The sequence below is a fragment of the Curtobacterium sp. SORGH_AS_0776 genome, from assembly GCF_031453355.1.
Taxonomy (GTDB): domain Bacteria; phylum Actinomycetota; class Actinomycetes; order Actinomycetales; family Microbacteriaceae; genus Curtobacterium.
In genome coordinates, this window is record NZ_JAVIYU010000001.1 from 694,468 (window position 1) to 709,420 (window position 14,953).

The 14,953-nt window shown below is 68.6% G+C and carries 14 protein-coding genes; 6 read left to right on the forward strand and 8 right to left on the reverse strand.

The window, feature by feature from the left end:
• Window positions 1-45: 45 nt before the first annotated feature.
• The 6 genes from QE359_RS03510 (at window position 46) to QE359_RS19040 (ending at window position 8,528) form a co-directional block, all read left to right on the forward strand.
• On the forward strand, window positions 46-4,050 hold the full coding sequence (locus QE359_RS03510; RefSeq protein ID WP_309777617.1) for a DUF6049 family protein: 4,005 nt from the start codon (window positions 46-48) through the stop codon (window positions 4,048-4,050).
• A gap of 79 nt (window positions 4,051-4,129) precedes the next feature.
• A complete protein-coding gene (trxB, locus tag QE359_RS03515) occupies window positions 4,130-5,128 on the forward strand; it encodes a thioredoxin-disulfide reductase (protein ID WP_070417477.1) in 999 nt (332 codons plus the stop codon).
• A gap of 63 nt (window positions 5,129-5,191) precedes the next feature.
• Window positions 5,192-5,518, forward strand: a complete 327-nt coding sequence (gene trxA, locus QE359_RS03520; protein WP_017887828.1) for a thioredoxin — start codon at window positions 5,192-5,194, stop codon at window positions 5,516-5,518.
• A 169-nt stretch (window positions 5,519-5,687) separates the two neighbouring features.
• On the forward strand, window positions 5,688-6,992 hold the full coding sequence (locus tag QE359_RS03525; RefSeq protein WP_309777620.1) for a PLP-dependent aminotransferase family protein: 1,305 nt from the start codon (window positions 5,688-5,690) through the stop codon (window positions 6,990-6,992).
• Between the two features lie 46 nt (window positions 6,993-7,038).
• Entirely contained in the window at window positions 7,039-8,001 is a 963-nt protein-coding gene (locus QE359_RS03530; protein WP_309777622.1) for a D-alanine--D-alanine ligase, read from the forward strand.
• A gap of 233 nt (window positions 8,002-8,234) precedes the next feature.
• Entirely contained in the window at window positions 8,235-8,528 is a 294-nt protein-coding gene (locus QE359_RS19040) for an ElyC/SanA/YdcF family protein (protein ID WP_396127749.1), read from the forward strand.
• Between the two features lie 1,026 nt (window positions 8,529-9,554).
• Here the strand turns inward: QE359_RS19040 and QE359_RS03535 are convergent.
• The 8 genes from QE359_RS03535 to rpmH all read right to left on the reverse strand — a co-directional run bounded on the left by QE359_RS03535 (window position 9,555) and on the right by rpmH (window position 14,564).
• Window positions 9,555-10,535 (reverse strand): ParB/RepB/Spo0J family partition protein, encoded by a 981-nt coding sequence (locus tag QE359_RS03535; RefSeq protein WP_309777623.1) that lies wholly within the window; start codon window positions 10,533-10,535, stop codon window positions 9,555-9,557.
• Complete coding sequence (locus QE359_RS03540; RefSeq protein ID WP_071294225.1) at window positions 10,535-11,428, reverse strand: ParA family protein; 894 nt, start codon at window positions 11,426-11,428, stop codon at window positions 10,535-10,537. The genes QE359_RS03535 and QE359_RS03540 overlap by 1 nt, the downstream gene beginning before the upstream one ends.
• A gap of 79 nt (window positions 11,429-11,507) precedes the next feature.
• Complete coding sequence (gene rsmG, locus QE359_RS03545) at window positions 11,508-12,152, reverse strand: 16S rRNA (guanine(527)-N(7))-methyltransferase RsmG (protein ID WP_309777625.1); 645 nt, start codon at window positions 12,150-12,152, stop codon at window positions 11,508-11,510.
• Window positions 12,149-12,664, reverse strand: coding sequence for a R3H domain-containing nucleic acid-binding protein (locus QE359_RS03550; protein WP_175473651.1), 516 nt, complete (start codon window positions 12,662-12,664; stop codon window positions 12,149-12,151). The genes rsmG and QE359_RS03550 overlap by 4 nt, the downstream gene beginning before the upstream one ends.
• The gene (gene yidC, locus QE359_RS03555; RefSeq protein ID WP_070417471.1) at window positions 12,665-13,639 is read right to left on the reverse strand and encodes a membrane protein insertase YidC; all 975 of its coding nucleotides are present in this window, start codon (window positions 13,637-13,639) and stop codon (window positions 12,665-12,667) included.
• 8 nt (window positions 13,640-13,647) lie between these two features.
• Window positions 13,648-14,028: a membrane protein insertion efficiency factor YidD gene (gene yidD / locus QE359_RS03560; protein ID WP_071294227.1), complete on the reverse strand. Its 381-nt coding sequence runs from the start codon at window positions 14,026-14,028 to the stop codon at window positions 13,648-13,650.
• A complete protein-coding gene (gene rnpA, locus QE359_RS03565; protein WP_229084721.1) occupies window positions 14,025-14,387 on the reverse strand; it encodes a ribonuclease P protein component in 363 nt (120 codons plus the stop codon). The genes yidD and rnpA overlap by 4 nt, the downstream gene beginning before the upstream one ends.
• A 39-nt stretch (window positions 14,388-14,426) precedes the next feature.
• Window positions 14,427-14,564 carry a 50S ribosomal protein L34 gene (rpmH, locus tag QE359_RS03570; RefSeq protein ID WP_058724833.1) on the reverse strand — a complete coding sequence of 46 codons (138 nt, stop codon included), beginning with the start codon at window positions 14,562-14,564 and terminating at the stop codon, window positions 14,427-14,429.
• Window positions 14,565-14,953 lie beyond the last annotated feature (389 nt).

The following is a 14,953-nucleotide window of genomic DNA, read 5'->3' on the forward strand; positions in this document are numbered from 1 at the left end:
TCATACACTCGTGGACGGCCCGAACCGACCCCGTGGCCCTCCCGTATGCAGATCTTCCGCACCACGCTCGCCGCCGCCGCGTCGGCCCTCGTCGCGCTCGGCCTCGTCGTCGCGCCCGCTGCGGCCGACGGTGCACTCGCCACGACGGCCTCCACGACCACGACGCACGCCGCACACCCCGCGGCTGCCGAGCAGGGCCGGACGACGATCACGATCGCTCCGGCGAACCGCGGGATCGTCCAGCGCGACGAGGACCTCGAGCTCTCCGTCACGGTCACGAACGACACCGACGCGGACGTCCCCGCCGGCACCGCGGAGCTCGACATCTTCCGCTCCGTGAGCACGCGCGACGTCCTCTCCGACTGGCTTGCCGACACCAGCACGACCGGTTACCTCGGCGCCCCGATGGACTCTGTGGACGTCCCGGCGGTCCCGGCACATCGATCCGTCACGCTCGGCTCGGTGAAGATCGTCTCGGGCAACGTCGCCCTCGGCGGGTACTCGTCGTTCGGTGCCCGACGCATCGCCGCCGAGTACACGGCCGGTGACACCTACGCCGTGGCGCGGTCCGCGATCACCTGGTACCCCGAGACGGACCAGACGCCGGTGAGCGTCTCGGTCGCGATGCCCATCACCGTCCCGGCGACGAACCAGGGCGTCCTGACGGCCGGCGTCCTGGCCTCAGCGACCGCCGTCGACGGCACGCTCACCCAGCAGCTCGACGCAGCCGAGGACCACAACGTCGCCGTCGCGATCGACCCGCGGATCATCGCGTCCATCCGGATCCTCGGCGAGAACGCACCGTCGTCGGCGACCGCGTGGTTGGACCGGCTCGAGTCGCTCCGGAACGAGACCTTCGCGCTCCCGTACGCCGACGCCGACGTCACCGGCCTCCGGCAAGCGGGAGCCGACGGGGTCCTCTCGCCGATCTCCCTCGACCAGGAGATCAAGCAGCAGAACTTCCCCGGCGCGTCCACCCCGACCCCGACCCCGACGTCGGATCCGCAGAGCCCGACGGCCGACCCCTCCGCCTCGACGTCACCGACCGACGACGCCACCGCCGACCCCGGGACGGACGACGAGGCACCCGCGACGCTGCCCACCACCGATTCCCTGCTCGACTTCCCCTACTCGATGGACGGGATCGCCTGGCCGTCGGACGGCACCGTCACCGCGGCGGACCTGCCGGCGCTCGCGAAGGCCGGCTCGAAGACGACGATCGTGTCGAGCGGCAACACGTCGGCCGGCGCGGACACGACGATCGCCGCGTCCGAGCAGATCGCCGGGCAGCACGTCCTCGTGTCCGACCAGTCGATGTCTGCCCTGCTCCGCACCGCCGCGACCGCGTCGAGCCAGCAGGAGTGGTCGACGGCCATGTCCGAGCTCACCGCGACGCTCGCCACCTCCGCCCGGGCGGGCACGGCCGAGGCACCGATCCTGCTCACCCTCGGTCGCGACTGGCCGACGAACTCCGCACGGCTGAGCCAGGCGCTCGACGCGCTCGAGGACACCGCCTGGGTCGCCCCGGCGGACCTCTCCACCGCGGCCTCCGCCACGGCCGGCTCCCTCACGCTGTCGGCCGGGACGAACGGCGACGCCCGCATCGACCAGCTGCAGCGACTGGTGGACGGCGAACAGGACCTCGCCGGGTTCGCGTCCGCGCTGGACACCCCGACCGACCTGACCGCGCCCGCCCGACTCCGGCTGCTCGCCCTGGCCTCGAACGCCTGGCGCACCGACACGGACGGCCTCGCGACCGCCGTGGACGCCCAGGTCGCGAACTGGGCGGGCAAGACCTCGCAGATCAGCATCCCCGACTCGAGCAGCCTCACCCTGCTCGGCGACCGGTCCTCGCTGCCGATCTCCATCCGGAACCGCTCCGACTTCCCGGTCACGGTGCTGCTGTCCGTGCAGCCGTCCAACTCCGCGCTGCGGGTGGTGCGGAACGACATCGAGGTGAAGATCCAGCCGGACTCCTCCACCCGTACGACGGTGCCGGTCCAGTCGGTCGCGAACGGCAAGGTCAACCTGACCCTCTCCCTCACGAGTCCGACCGGGGTGAAGATCGCGACCCCGGCCACCGTGGAGCTGAACGTCCAGGCGCAGTGGGAGACCGTGATCACCGCGGCCGCGGCGGTGGCGCTCGTCGCGATCTTCGGGTTCGGCATCTTCCGGAGCATCCGGAAGCGTCGCCGTCGCCGGAACGGCGACGTCGACGAGGACGACGACGAGGACCCGAACCGGCTGCTCGAGGTCCAGCCGGTGGTCGGTGGGGACCCCGTGCCCGCCGCATCGCCGCACGACGGGCGGGCACCGTTCCTCCAGTCCGACACCGCGGTGCGCGACGCACCGACAGCCGACCCCGAGGAGCCGACCATCAGCGCCACCCAGCCCGAGCCGTCCGTCGACGCGGAGCCGGCCGCCGAGCGCAGTCTCGGCCGTGCCAGTGCGATGCTCGCTGCCGGCACCATGCTGTCGCGCATCCTCGGCTTCGCGAAGACCTTCGTCCTCGCCTTCGCGATCGGCAACACCGGCTCCGACGCCGCGAACGCCTTCGGCATCTCGAACCAGCTGCCGAACAACATCTACGCGCTCATCGCCGGCGGCCTGCTGTCCGCCGTGCTCATCCCGCAGATCGTCCGCTCCATGAAGCAGCACACCGACGGCGGCGTGGCCTACGTCAACAAGATCGTGACGCTCGGCGGGTCGGTGTTCGTCGTCATCGCCGTCGTCGCGACGATCCTGGCGCCGTTCCTCGTGTGGGTGTACAGCCAGCAGGCGTCCGGCGACAGCAAGGGCTTCACGCCCGCCCAGACGGACCTGGCCGTCGCGTTCGCGTTCTGGTGCCTGCCGCAGATCCTCTTCTACGCGATGTACTCGCTCCTCGGCGAGGTCCTGAACGCGAAGCAGGTGTTCGGGCCCTTCACCTGGGCGCCGCTGCTCAACAACGTCATCGCGATCGCGGGACTGATCGTCTTCATCGCGCTGTTCGGCGGTCGCGACGTCAACTCCTCCACCGAGGGGTGGACGGCGATCAAGATCGCCGTCCTCGCCGGCAGCGCGTCACTGGGCGTGTTCGCGCAGGCCGCCTTCCTGCCGTTCTTCTGGCGGCGTGCCGGACTGACCTTCCGACCGGACTTCCGCTGGCGCGGGGTGGGGCTGCGCTCCACCGGGACGGCCGCCGGGTGGCTGTTCGCGATGATCCTCGTGACGCAGCTCGCCGGCATCGTGCAGTCGCGCGTCGCATCGCTCGCCGGGGGCGCCGGCATCGCCACCCTCGGCACGACGTGGCTGCTGTTCATGCTCCCGCACTCGATCATCGCGGTCTCCATCGCGACGGCGTACTTCACGCGGATGAGCCACGACGCCGAACGCGGCGACCTCGGAGCAGTCCGCCGGAACCTCTCGCTCTCACTGCGGATCGTCGGCCTGTTCACCGTGTTCGCGAGCGTCGCGCTCATCGTGCTCGCGATGCCGTTCGCCCGGATCTGGGAGAACCGGTTCGACCACACCCAGGCGATGGCCGAGGTCCTGTGGGCCTACATGCCGGGTCTCGTGCTGTTCAGCATGCTCTTCATCATCCAGCGGGTGTTCTGGGCGCTGCACGACCACCGGACGCCGTTCCTGATGCAGTGCGTCCAGTCGGTGCTCTTCGTCATCGGCGCCCTCGCCGTCGCGACCTTCCCCGGCAACGTGATCGGCGTCTCGATCGCGGTGTGCACGACCGTCGCGGGGACCGTGCAGACGATCATCGCGCTCGTCCTCGTCCGCAAGCGTCTGAACGGCATCGAGGGGCCGATCGTCACCCGGTCACACGTGCAGTTCGTCATCGCCGCGCTCATCTCCGGCGTCGTGGGGCTCGTCGTCGTCAACTTCTTCGGCGGCTTCTCGGCCGACGGGTTCGCGATGTCCGACGTCTCCGGCGCACTGATCACCATCGCCCTCACCGGTGCCGTGATGGTGCTCGTCTACTTCGGGGCGCTCGTCGTCGCGAAGAACGGCGAGATCAGGGGCGCCGTCGACATCCTGCGGAAGCGGCTCGGTCGCTGACGCGCTCCCGGGCGATGCGGAATGCCACGCCGGTAGCATGTGTTGACCCGGTCAGCTATCTACGGAAGGGCAGCGAGGCATGCGCCAGCTCATCATCATCGGTTCCGGCCCGGCCGGGTTCACCGCCGGCATCTACGCGGCACGCGCGGAGCTCAAGCCCCTGATCGTCGCCTCCAGCGTCGAGACCGGCGGCGAGCTCACGAAGACGACCGAGGTCGAGAACTTCCCGGGCTTCCCCGAGGGGATCCAGGGCCCGGACCTCATGATCAAGATGCAGGAACAGGCCGAGAAGTTCGGCGCAGAGGTCCTGTACGACGACGCCGTGTCGGTCGACCTCACCGGTGACGTCAAGAAGGTCACGGTCGGCTCCGGCGAGACGTACGAGGCCCTCGCGGTCATCTACGCGACCGGTTCGGCGTACCGCCACCTCGGCCTCGCAGACGAAGAGCGGCTGTCCGGCCACGGCGTCAGCTGGTGCGCCACCTGCGACGGCTTCTTCTTCCGCCAGAAGAACATCGCCGTCGTCGGCGGTGGCGACTCCGCGATGGAAGAGGCGACGTTCCTCACCCGCTTCGCCGACAAGGTGACGGTCATCCACCGCAAGGACACCCTGCGCGCGTCGAAGATCATGCAGGACCGGGCGATGAACGACCCGAAGATCGAGTTCGCGTGGAACAAGGAGGTCACCGGCATCACGGGTGACTCCGCGGTGACCGGCGTCACGCTGCGCGACACGGTGGACGGCACCGAGAGCGAGCTGGCCCTCGACGGCCTCTTCATCGCGATCGGCAACGACCCGCGCACGCACCTGATCCACGGGCAGATCGACATCGCCCCCGAGGGCACGATCGCGGTCCAGGGTCGCTCCTCGAAGACGAACCTGCCCGGCGTGTTCGCCGCCGGTGACGTCATCGACCCGACCTACCGCCAGGCGATCACGGCCGCCGGCTCCGGCACCGTCGCGGCGCTCGACGCGGAGAAGTACCTCGCCGAGCTCGACGACGCGCTGACCGGCCCTGCCGAGGGCGTGACCCCGGAGTCGCCCGTCACGGTCGACGTCGAAGCCGCCCACGCCTGATCCACGGAATACCGCAGCGCCCCGGGCGTTGCACCCACTGATCGACTTCTCGAAGGAGCACACATGTCCAACGCCAAGGCAGTCACCGACGCCACCTTCTCGGACGAGGTCCTCAAGTCCGACAAGACGATCCTCGTCGACTTCTGGGCCGAGTGGTGCGGCCCGTGTCGCGCGGTCTCGCCGATCCTCGACCAGATCGCCGAAGAGCACGCCGGCAAGATCGAGATCGTGAAGCTCAACGTGGACGACAACCCCCAGTCGGCCATGAACTACCAGATCACCTCGATCCCGGCGATGAAGGTCTTCAAGGGCGGCGAGGTCGTCAAGACCGTCATCGGCGCGAAGCCGAAGCCGGCGCTCGAGGCCGACCTCGCAGAGTTCCTCGCGTAGGCACCTGCCCCACCGAGCGGCCCCGCACCCCACCGGGTGCGGGGCCGCTCGCGTCTTCCGGGCCACTGGTTCAGGATCGGCCCCGTCGCGGGGCCCGGGTTTCCGGGGTCGATGTCGTAGTGTGGCGGGAATGTGAGTGGCGGGCAGGTCCCGCTGGAACGGAGCCAAGATGACGAACGGCAACAGCCTCGACCCCTGGTACGACTCCTACGCCCAGCGCACCGCCGGGCTGAGCGCCTCCGAGGTCCGAGCCCTGTTCGCCGTCGCGTCGCGGCCCGAGGTGGTCTCGCTCGCCGGCGGCATGCCGTACGTCTCCGCCCTGCCGCGTGAGCTCGTCACGGGCTCCCTCGACCGTGTCATGGCCGAGGACGCCGCCATGGCGCTCCAGTACGGCGGGGGACAGGGCCTGCGGTCCCTGCGCGAGCACATCGTCGACGTGATGAGCCTCGAGGGCATCCGTGCCAGCGCCGAGGACGTCGTCGTCACCACCGGTTCGCAGCACGCGCTGGACCTCGTCACGCGGCTCTTCATCGACCCGGGTGACGTCGTGCTCGCCGAATCGCCGTCCTACGTCGGCGCGATCGGGGTCTTCCGGTCGTACCAGGCCGAGACCGTGCACGTCACCACCGACGAGAACGGTCTCGTCCCCGAAGCGCTGCGCGAAGCGATCGCGAACCTGCGGACCCAGGGCAAGCGGATCAAGTTCCTCTACACGATCCCGAACTTCCACAACCCCGCCGGTGTGACCCTCAGCCGCGAGCGTCGCATCGAGATCCTCGACATCTGCCGGTCGAACAACATCCTCGTGCTCGAGGACAACCCCTACGGCCTCCTCTGGTTCGACGAGCCGGCGCCGCAGGCGATCCGATCGATCGACGAAGAGGGCGTGCTCTACCTCGGCTCGTTCTCCAAGACGCTCGCGCCGGGCTTCCGTGTCGGCTGGGCCCTCGCACCGCACGCCATCCGCGAGAAGCTCGTCCTCGCCAACGAGTCGGCCGTCCTCGCGCCGAACTCCTTCGGCCAGTACGTCGTGAACGCCTACCTCGACGCCGCGGACTGGAAGGGTCAGGTCGACACCTTCCGGGGCCTCTACGCCGAGCGTCGTGACGCCATGCTGTCCGCGCTGGGGGAGTTCCTGCCGGACCTGTCCTGGACGAAGCCGAACGGTGGGTTCTTCGTCTGGCTGACCCTGCCCGAGTCGCTCGACTCCAAGGGGATGCTGCCGCGGGCGGTCAAGGAGCTCGTCGCCTACACCCCGGGGACGGCCTTCTACGCCGACGGCCGCGGCGGCGGTCACATCCGCCTGTCGTTCTGCTACCCGACGCCGGAGCAGATCCGCGTCGGCGTGAAGCGGCTCGCGAACGTCGTCAACGACGAGCTCGAGCTGGTCGAGACCTTCGGGTCCGCGACGCGGCCCAACGCGGTCGTTCGTCCGGCATCGTCGGTGAGCGCTCCGCCCCCAAACATCTCCTGATCAGCCTTTTTCACCGTTCCACCCGCAGTACCGGAGGTCCATCCGCATGGCCGAGCTCACCCGCCGTCACGTCGTCGTCGTCGCGGGAGGGATCTCGCACGAGCGTGACGTCTCCCTGCGCTCCGGTCGCCGTGTGGCCGACTCGCTGACCGGGTACGGCTGGCAGGTGGACCTCCGCGACGCGGACGCATCGTTGTTGCCGACCCTGCGGGAGAGCCGCCCGGACGTCGTGTGGCCGGCTCTGCACGGCGCCTCCGGTGAGGACGGCGCCCTGCGGGGCATCCTGGAGGCGCTGGACATCCCGTTCGTCGGCTCACGTTCGACGTCGGCCCGGCTGGCATGGGACAAGCCCACCGCGTCGGCGCTGGTCGCGCGGGCTGGCGTTCGGACCCCTCGCTCGGTCACGCTCTCGCACGACGTCTTCCGGGAGCTCGGCGCGGTCGGCGTCCTCGAGAGCATCGCTGTCGAGCACCCGGTCCCACTCGCCGTCAAGCCTGCCCGAGGTGGGAGCGCCCAGGGCGTCACCCTCGTCGACGACGTGAACGACCTGCCGCGCGCGATGGTCACCGCGTACACGTACTGCGACGACGTCGTGGTCGAGCAGCTCATCCGTGGGACCGAGGTCGCGGTCGGCATCATCGACACCGGCGACGGTCCGGTGGCACTATCCGCCGTCGAGATCGTCCCCCGCAACGGCATCTACGGGTTCGAGGCGCGGTACAACGCCGGCGAGACCACCTTCTACACGCCCGCCCGCCTGTCCGAGGAGTTCGCGGCTGCTGCGTCCGCCGCCGCCGTGGCAGCCCACGAGGCCCTCGGTCTGCGACACATCTCGCGCGTCGACCTCATCGTCGATGCTGCTGGGACGCCCTGGTTCCTGGAGGCGAACGTCCTTCCCGGGCTCACCGAGACCTCTCTCGTGCCGCAGGCCCTCTCCGCGTCGGGCTTCGACCTGGGGTGGACCTACGCCGAGCTCGCGGAGCAGGCGATCCGCGAGCACCGAGCTTGACACCGCGATCGTGGGGTGCCGACACGTTCCACGTGGAACATCCCTTGCCCCCGTCCTCTCGGCCTTGAGCCTCGTGACGCTGGCCACAGGCGAAGCCGTGCACTGGCGGGCCACTCGTCAGGCAGGACGGCTTCCACCACCGACGGAGGGCTCTACTGGGCTCGTCGTCGTCCTGGGGTTCGGCAATCGGGGTCGTCGCATCAACGTCGTGAATCGGTGGCGGGCTCGGATCACTGTCCGCACAGCACGTTCGGCTCGCGGCCGGCGCTTCCGTTCAGATCCTCTGCAGTGGGGGACCCGTGCGCGGGACGGTCGCGGAGGCTGTGCTCCTCCGCGACTACATCGAGAACTCCCTCGGCTGGGATGGTCCTGTGTCGATCGAGCCGGGCAGTCGTTCGACGTGGGAGAACGTCCGGAACGCATTTCCGTGGATTGAGTCGGCGGATTGGGTCGCCTTCGCATCGAACGGGCTGCACGCTGAGAAGGCGCGTGTCTACCTCGCGCGTCAGCGACCGGACGCTCGCTGACCGGCTCGCGGCTGCCGATGACTACCGGTTCGGAGATATGATGTTACTGAAGCCTGTGTTCGCTGCAGTCGGGCTGTGGAAGCTTCGTGCCGTGTTCCACGTGAAACCTCCGGCCTAGTTCGCCCGTTGCACGTGGAACATTCGCCCAAACCTGCGCGGAAGGCACTTGGGAGACATCGCGTCCTCCAGTGTCGACCTCTCCACGATCCACACTCGCTGCCCGAGGGCCGCGCGCAGAGCGAGCCAGCCCGGGGCCACAGCCCTGACTTCCATGCATGCCGGGACGGGTGCGGATCCCCGCGTACGGCCGTGACGCATGATGGAGACGGTTCCTTCGGTTGGCCCGCACCCATCTCATCGCCCTCGAACTGGAGGGTTACGCAGCGACTCAAAGACCAGGGCTCCATGCCAAGCGCCTAGGAGATCATTCGCCGCTCATCGTCCAACGGGGGAGCGGCCCGGCCCCAGCGCCCGTCCGTCACGGATCGCGCCGTTGCCGCGAAGGAACCCCGGGGCCAACTCCTACTCGTATCGTGCGGGTCATCCGACATCCCGCCTCGTGTTCCGCCACCCATACGCGTGCGAACGTGCAGCTCGGCACAAGGCCGGATTCGAGACGCGCCGCAGCCGCTCGACTGCCCCACCGCGATTACATGGCGCGGATGACCGCTACTGCGGGAACACGCGGGCCACTGGTTTCGACACCTAGGGCTTCTTGCGGCTCCGTGCAGGGGCGAGATCGCTCGGTCTGACGGCTCCGGTGGGCGCGAGCACGGCGCCACGATCGGACAGAACGGCATCTGCTGGCCGACACGAACCACCCTCGGCACTTGGACTCGATGTTCCACGTGAAACGCCACCTGCACGATCAGGCCCCCGAACAACGGGGTACCCGAGAGGCCACAGCAGGCTCACTCAGGGCCCAGTAGACCCGCCGTCGAACCCACGGACCCGACGAGGCCGTCGACCCGGCAGGCGGCCGCACAGCGCCGTACAGAGACCTCCGCGGCAGGAGACGGCCGAACGTCAGCCCGCGACGTCCTCGATCCCAAGCTCCCCGAGGATCCGGTTGAGGTCATCCCCGTTCGCGAAGTCGATCGTCACCGAGCTCTTCCGCGCCCCGACAGCGATCTTGACCCGCGTGTTCAATCGATCCCCGAGCCGCTCCGCCAGGTCGTTGAAATGCACCTGCCGCTTCGACGGCTCCGCCTTGGGCTTCACCGGCGTCTTCGCCGCGAGCTGCTGCGCGATCGACTCGGCGGCCCGGACGGACAGGTCCTCGTTGACGATCTTCTCGGCGAGGTACTCCATGGCCTCGGCGTCAGGCGCAGCGAGGATCGCACGTGCGTGTCCAGCCGAGAGCACGCCCGCTGCCACGCGCCGCTGGACGGGGGAGGGGAGTCGCAGGAGACGGATCGTGTTGGTGATCTGCGGACGCGAACGGCCGATCCGCTGGGCGAGCTGTTCCTGCGTGATGCCGAAGTCCGCCAGGAGCTGCTGGTACGCCGAAGCCTCTTCGAGCGGGTTGAGGTTCGCACGGTGGAGGTTCTCGAGCAGGGCGTCACGGAGCATCGCATCGTCGGGGGTGTCCTTGACGATGGCGGGGATGGTGCTGAGCCCGAGCTCCTTGGTGGCGCGGAGTCGGCGCTCACCCATGATCAGCTCGTACTGCGGCTCCGTCCCAGCGGCGCCGGCGATCGGGCGCACGACGATGGGCTGGAGGACCCCGATCTCGCGGATCGAGTGGACGAGTTCCTGCAGTTCCTCTTCGCGGAACTCCTTGCGCGGCTGGTGCGCGTTCGGCACGACGTCGAGAGGGTTCAGGTTCGCCAGACGCGCGCCGGGAACCGCGACGAGCTCCTCTGCGGTCGCACCGTCGACGAGCGGCGCGGACGCCGGCGATCCACCGGTCGGGAAGAACACGTCGACGGGGCGGTCCTGCTGCTCCGACGCCGTCGGGATGAGGGCTCCGATACCCCGTCCGAGTCCAGTTCGCTTCGGTGCCATCAGTGCTGCGCTCCTCGTGCTGCGATCTCGGCTGCCGCCTCCAGGTAGGAGAGCGAGCCGGTTGAGTTGACGTCGTACGCAACGACGCTCTGCCCGTAGCTCGGGGCTTCGCTGACGCGGACGGATCGGGGGATCACGGCCTCGAGCACCTGCTCGCCGAAGTGCTCTCGCACGTCTGCTGCGACCTGGTTGGAGAGGTTCGTCCGGCTGTCGTACATCGTCAGGAGGATGGTCGACACGGCGAGGTTCGGGTTCAGGTGCCGCTCGATGAGCTCGATGTTCCGGAGCAGCTGACTCAACCCCTCGAGCGCGTAGTACTCGCACTGGATCGGGATGAGGACCTCGCGCGCTGCGACGAAGGCGTTGATCGTGAGCAGCCCGAGCGACGGCGGGCAGTCGATGAAGACGTAGTGGTACGGCTCGTCCAGCGACTCGAGGTACTGGTCCAGTGCGGTCCGCAGGCGCTGTTCGCGAGCGACGAGCGACACCAGCTCGATCTCGGCGCCGGCGAGGTGGATCGTGGCCGGTACGCACCAGAGCGTGTCCGACTCGGGGGAGCGCTGGACCGTGTCGGCGATCGGTGCTTCGTCGACGATCACGTCGTAGATACTCGGGACCTCGGCCTGGTGGTTGACGCCGAGCGCCGTGGACGCGTTGCCCTGTGGGTCGAGGTCGATCACCAGCACGCGCGCTCCACCGTGCGCCAACGCAGCGGCGAGGTTGACCGTGGTGGTGGTCTTGCCGACGCCACCCTTCTGGTTCGACACCGTGAAGACACGCGTCTTCGGCGGCAGCGGGAACTGCTGCGTCGCGATCGCACGGCGACGACGGTTCAGATCAGCAATCTCACGGGCGAGCGGTGTCGACGCGTCGTAATCGGTCGATGAACTCAACGAGTGCCTCTTCCCCGGTTCGGTTTCACGTGGAACGCGGAGCCACTGGTGGCCGGTCGAACCGGCCCGAGCCGCAGCGTCAGTCAACTGTAGCCCGGAAGACGCGTGTGGTCTCCTCGACCACACCGACTCCGAGCTCGAGCACCTCGACATCGGCGAGACGCTTCCGGAGGATGACCTTTCGAGCCTTCTCCATCTCGTCCTCGACGCGGGCACCCTTCATCAGGATGAGCTGGCCACCGGACCGAACCAGCGGCACGGTCAGGGGGATCAGCTTCGACAACGCGCTGACGGCCCGCGCAGTCACCTGGTCGACCACGATGTCGTCGGCGACGTCCTCAGCACGGGCACGGACGACCTCGACGTTGTCGAGGCCCAGGCGTGAGGCCTCTGACGTCAGCCAATCCACTCGCCGTTCCATCGGTTCGATGAGCGTGAGGTGCACGTCCGGCCGGGTGATCGCGAGCACCAAGCCGGGGAGTCCAGCACCGGAACCGACGTCGGCGACCCGGCCCCGTTCCTCCAGGAGTGGAGCGACCACCGCAGAATTGAGGATATGTCGCGTCCACAAGCGCGGCAGCTCGAGCGGGCCGATCAGGCCGAGCTCCTCACCGCGTCGAGCAAGCTCGTTCGTGAAGGAACGCGCCAGGTCGAGGCGATCGCCGAAGAGCGTCGCAGCAGCCGCCGGCTCCGTCTCGAGGACGGGAGGCGCGGTCTCGGTCATCGGGTGACGACCGTGTGGCGGTCCCGACCCTCACCCTCGGACTCCGAGTGGAAGCCCTTCTCGGCGACCAGGTCGTGGACCAGCTTGCGCTCGTACGACGACATCGCGGGGAGTGCAGCCGTGGTCGAACCCGCCTCGATGCGCTCGATGGCGGTGTCGACGAGCCGCTGCAGTTCGGACGCACGGGCATCGCGCGAGCCGCCGACGTCGAGGATCAGCCTGCTGAACTCGCCGGTCTCGGCCTGGACGGCGATGCGCGTGAGCTCCTGCAGGGCCGAGACGGTGTCCGGCTTCGACAGCACGCGGAGCGCGTCGCCCTCGTCCGTGACGGACAGGTACACGCGGCCCGCACGCTCCTCGATCTCGATGTCGCCGTCGAGGTCGCAGATGTCGAGGAGTTCCTCGATGTAGTCCGCCGCGATGTCGGCTTCGTCGCGGGCGTCGTCGTCGACGGTCGCGGTCGAGGTGTCGACGGTGGTGTCCACGGCGTCCGCGGTGTCCTGCTCGGTCACTTACTTCTTCCCGTTCTTCTTGGCACGGTTCTTGCCGACCGGCTGCTGCCGCTGGGTCGTCACGCGGACGGCCTCGATCTCGGCGGCACCGGCCCCGGCGCCGGCCTCAGCGAGGACCGGGGTGGCCGCACCGCGACGCTGCGCCTTCTTCGCGAGACGTGCCTCACGAGCGAGTGCGGCCTCGGAACCGGGGGTCGGCATGCTGCGGATGACGAAGTACTGCTGCGCCATCGTCCAGACGTTCGAGGCGAGCCAGTAGAACATGACGCCGAGGGGGAACGACAGACCGGAGATGACGAAGACCAGCGGGAGGATGTACAGCATCATCTTCTGCTGGCGGTACATCGGAGACTCCTTGGTCTCCGGCGACATGTTCTTCGCGACGAGCTGCAGCTGGGTGATGAACTGCGAGGCGGTCATCACGACGATCATGACGCCGGCGATGACCCGGACCTCCCAGCCGGAGGCGTTCGTGAACGTCTCGTGCAGGGGAGCGCCGAAGAGCGATGCGTTGCCGAACGACGCGGCGAGGTCGTTCGTGAGCAGGCCGATGCCCGTCTTGTTGATCTGCGCCTCGTGCAGCACCGAGTACAGCGAGAAGAAGATCGGCATCTGGATCAGCAGCGGCAGGCAGGAGCTCAGCGGGTTCGTCCCGGTCTCCTTGTACAGCGCCATGGTCTCGCGGCTCATGGCCTCACGCGAGAACTGGTCCTTCTTGCCCTTGTACTTCTCTTGGATCTTCTTGAGCTGCGGCGCCACCTCGAGCATGCGGCGCTGCGACTTGATCTGGCGCACGAAGATCGGGATGAGCGCGGCGCGCACCACGAAGGTCAGGAAGATGATGGAGAGCACCCAGGTGATGCCGGCTCCGGGGTCCATGCCGATGCTCTCGAAGATCCAGTGGAAGCCCACGAGGATGGCCGAGACCACCCACTTGAGCGGCCAGAGGATCGTTCCGATGAATCCGAGGTCCATGGGGACTGTCACGCCTTTCGAGTGCGCTGGGGGAGCAGGACCGGCAGGGTGGAACCACCCGTGGGCTGCGGCTGCGGCTGGGTCGGTGCGAGCACGAACCCGAACCGGTTGACGTCGTAGGGGCGACGCCGTGCACGGACGTCGTCGATGCCCCCGGCTGCCCAGGGGTTGCACCGTGCGATGCGCCATGCACCCATGGCGGATCCGCGGACGACGCCGTACTGCTGGATCGCCTCGAGCGCGTACCGGGAGCACGAGGGGTGGTACCGACAGACGTTGCCGTAGAGCGGTGAGATCACGGCACGGTAGGCGCGCAGCACGATGACGCACACGTTGCGCGGGAGCAACGCGACGGCCCAGGCGAGCCGGGTCCACAGGTTGCGGTTCATGCTGCCTTCTCCACACCACGCGCACAGGAGCGCGAGACGTCTTCGAGCAGGGTAGGCCATCCGGCCTGCGCAGCGGCTGGCAGTGCGCGGACCACCACGTCGTAGCCGACGGGGATGTCGGCGAGCAGTCCGTGCGCGATCGCCTTGAGGCGACGCCTGACCAGGTTCCGGGTCACGGCGTTGCCCACCGTCTTCGCGACGATGAACCCGAACCGTGTCGGACCGGTACCGCTCGACGGGTCGCCCGAGGTGCGACGGACCACCGATACGACGGCGTGCGCCGTGGCGCTTCTGCGACCACGACGCACGACGGACCGGTAGTCGTCACCTCGGACGATCCGGTTGGCGCGGGCCAACACGAGTCGGTACCGGAGGACGAGATCAGGCGGGGAGCCTGATCAGGCGCTGAGCTCGGTGCGGCCCTTGGCGCGACGTGCGGCCAGGATGGCGCGGCCGGCACGGGTGCGCATGCGGGCGCGGAAGCCGTGCTTCTTGGCGCGGCGGCGGTTGTTCGGCTGGAAGGTGCGCTTGCTCATGATGTTCTCCACACGGCTGCTCGCGGCGAGCCGTCACGTATGTGTAGTCGCTCGGTGCCGAACGACGCAGATGGGCGCGACCGAACGGCCGCAGTCAACTGGTTAACGGTACGTGACAGGGGCGAGCAGGTCAAACGCCGTCGTCGACCCGACCGAGGGAGCGGTGCGCACGTTCATTATCCACATTGGGGAAAACGTGCGTTCGGTACGACGCGCTCGAGTCCTTTACAGTGGGGTGATCGACCGGCCAGCGGCCCGGTACGACGGGGGATTCCCCTCGTCGTGCGGCTCGCGCCGGTCGTGGACAAGACTGTGGACAACCCTGTGGACCACCATGCGGGACGACACGCGTCCGGGACGTCGACGATGCCACCCGGACTCACGACGAC

Bases quoted from the DNA above. Each gene is read 5' to 3' on its own strand.
- yidC (WP_070417471.1), bottom strand. From the start codon at position 13,639: ATGGACCTCGGATTCATCGGAACGATCCTCTGGCCGCTCAAGTGGGTG.
- QE359_RS03525 (WP_309777620.1), top strand. From the start codon at position 5,688: ATGACGAACGGCAACAGCCTCGACCCCTGGTACGACTCCTACGCCCAG.
- QE359_RS03510 (WP_309777617.1), top strand. From the start codon at position 46: ATGCAGATCTTCCGCACCACGCTCGCCGCCGCCGCGTCGGCCCTCGTC.
- QE359_RS03530 (WP_309777622.1), top strand. From the start codon at position 7,039: ATGGCCGAGCTCACCCGCCGTCACGTCGTCGTCGTCGCGGGAGGGATC.
- rsmG (WP_309777625.1), bottom strand. From the start codon at position 12,152: ATGACCGAGACCGCGCCTCCCGTCCTCGAGACGGAGCCGGCGGCTGCT.
- QE359_RS03535 (WP_309777623.1), bottom strand. From the start codon at position 10,535: ATGGCACCGAAGCGAACTGGACTCGGACGGGGTATCGGAGCCCTCATC.
- yidD (WP_071294227.1), bottom strand. From the start codon at position 14,028: ATGAACCGCAACCTGTGGACCCGGCTCGCCTGGGCCGTCGCGTTGCTC.
- rpmH (WP_058724833.1), bottom strand. From the start codon at position 14,564: ATGAGCAAGCGCACCTTCCAGCCGAACAACCGCCGCCGCGCCAAGAAG.
- trxB (WP_070417477.1), top strand. From the start codon at position 4,130: ATGCGCCAGCTCATCATCATCGGTTCCGGCCCGGCCGGGTTCACCGCC.
- trxA (WP_017887828.1), top strand. From the start codon at position 5,192: ATGTCCAACGCCAAGGCAGTCACCGACGCCACCTTCTCGGACGAGGTC.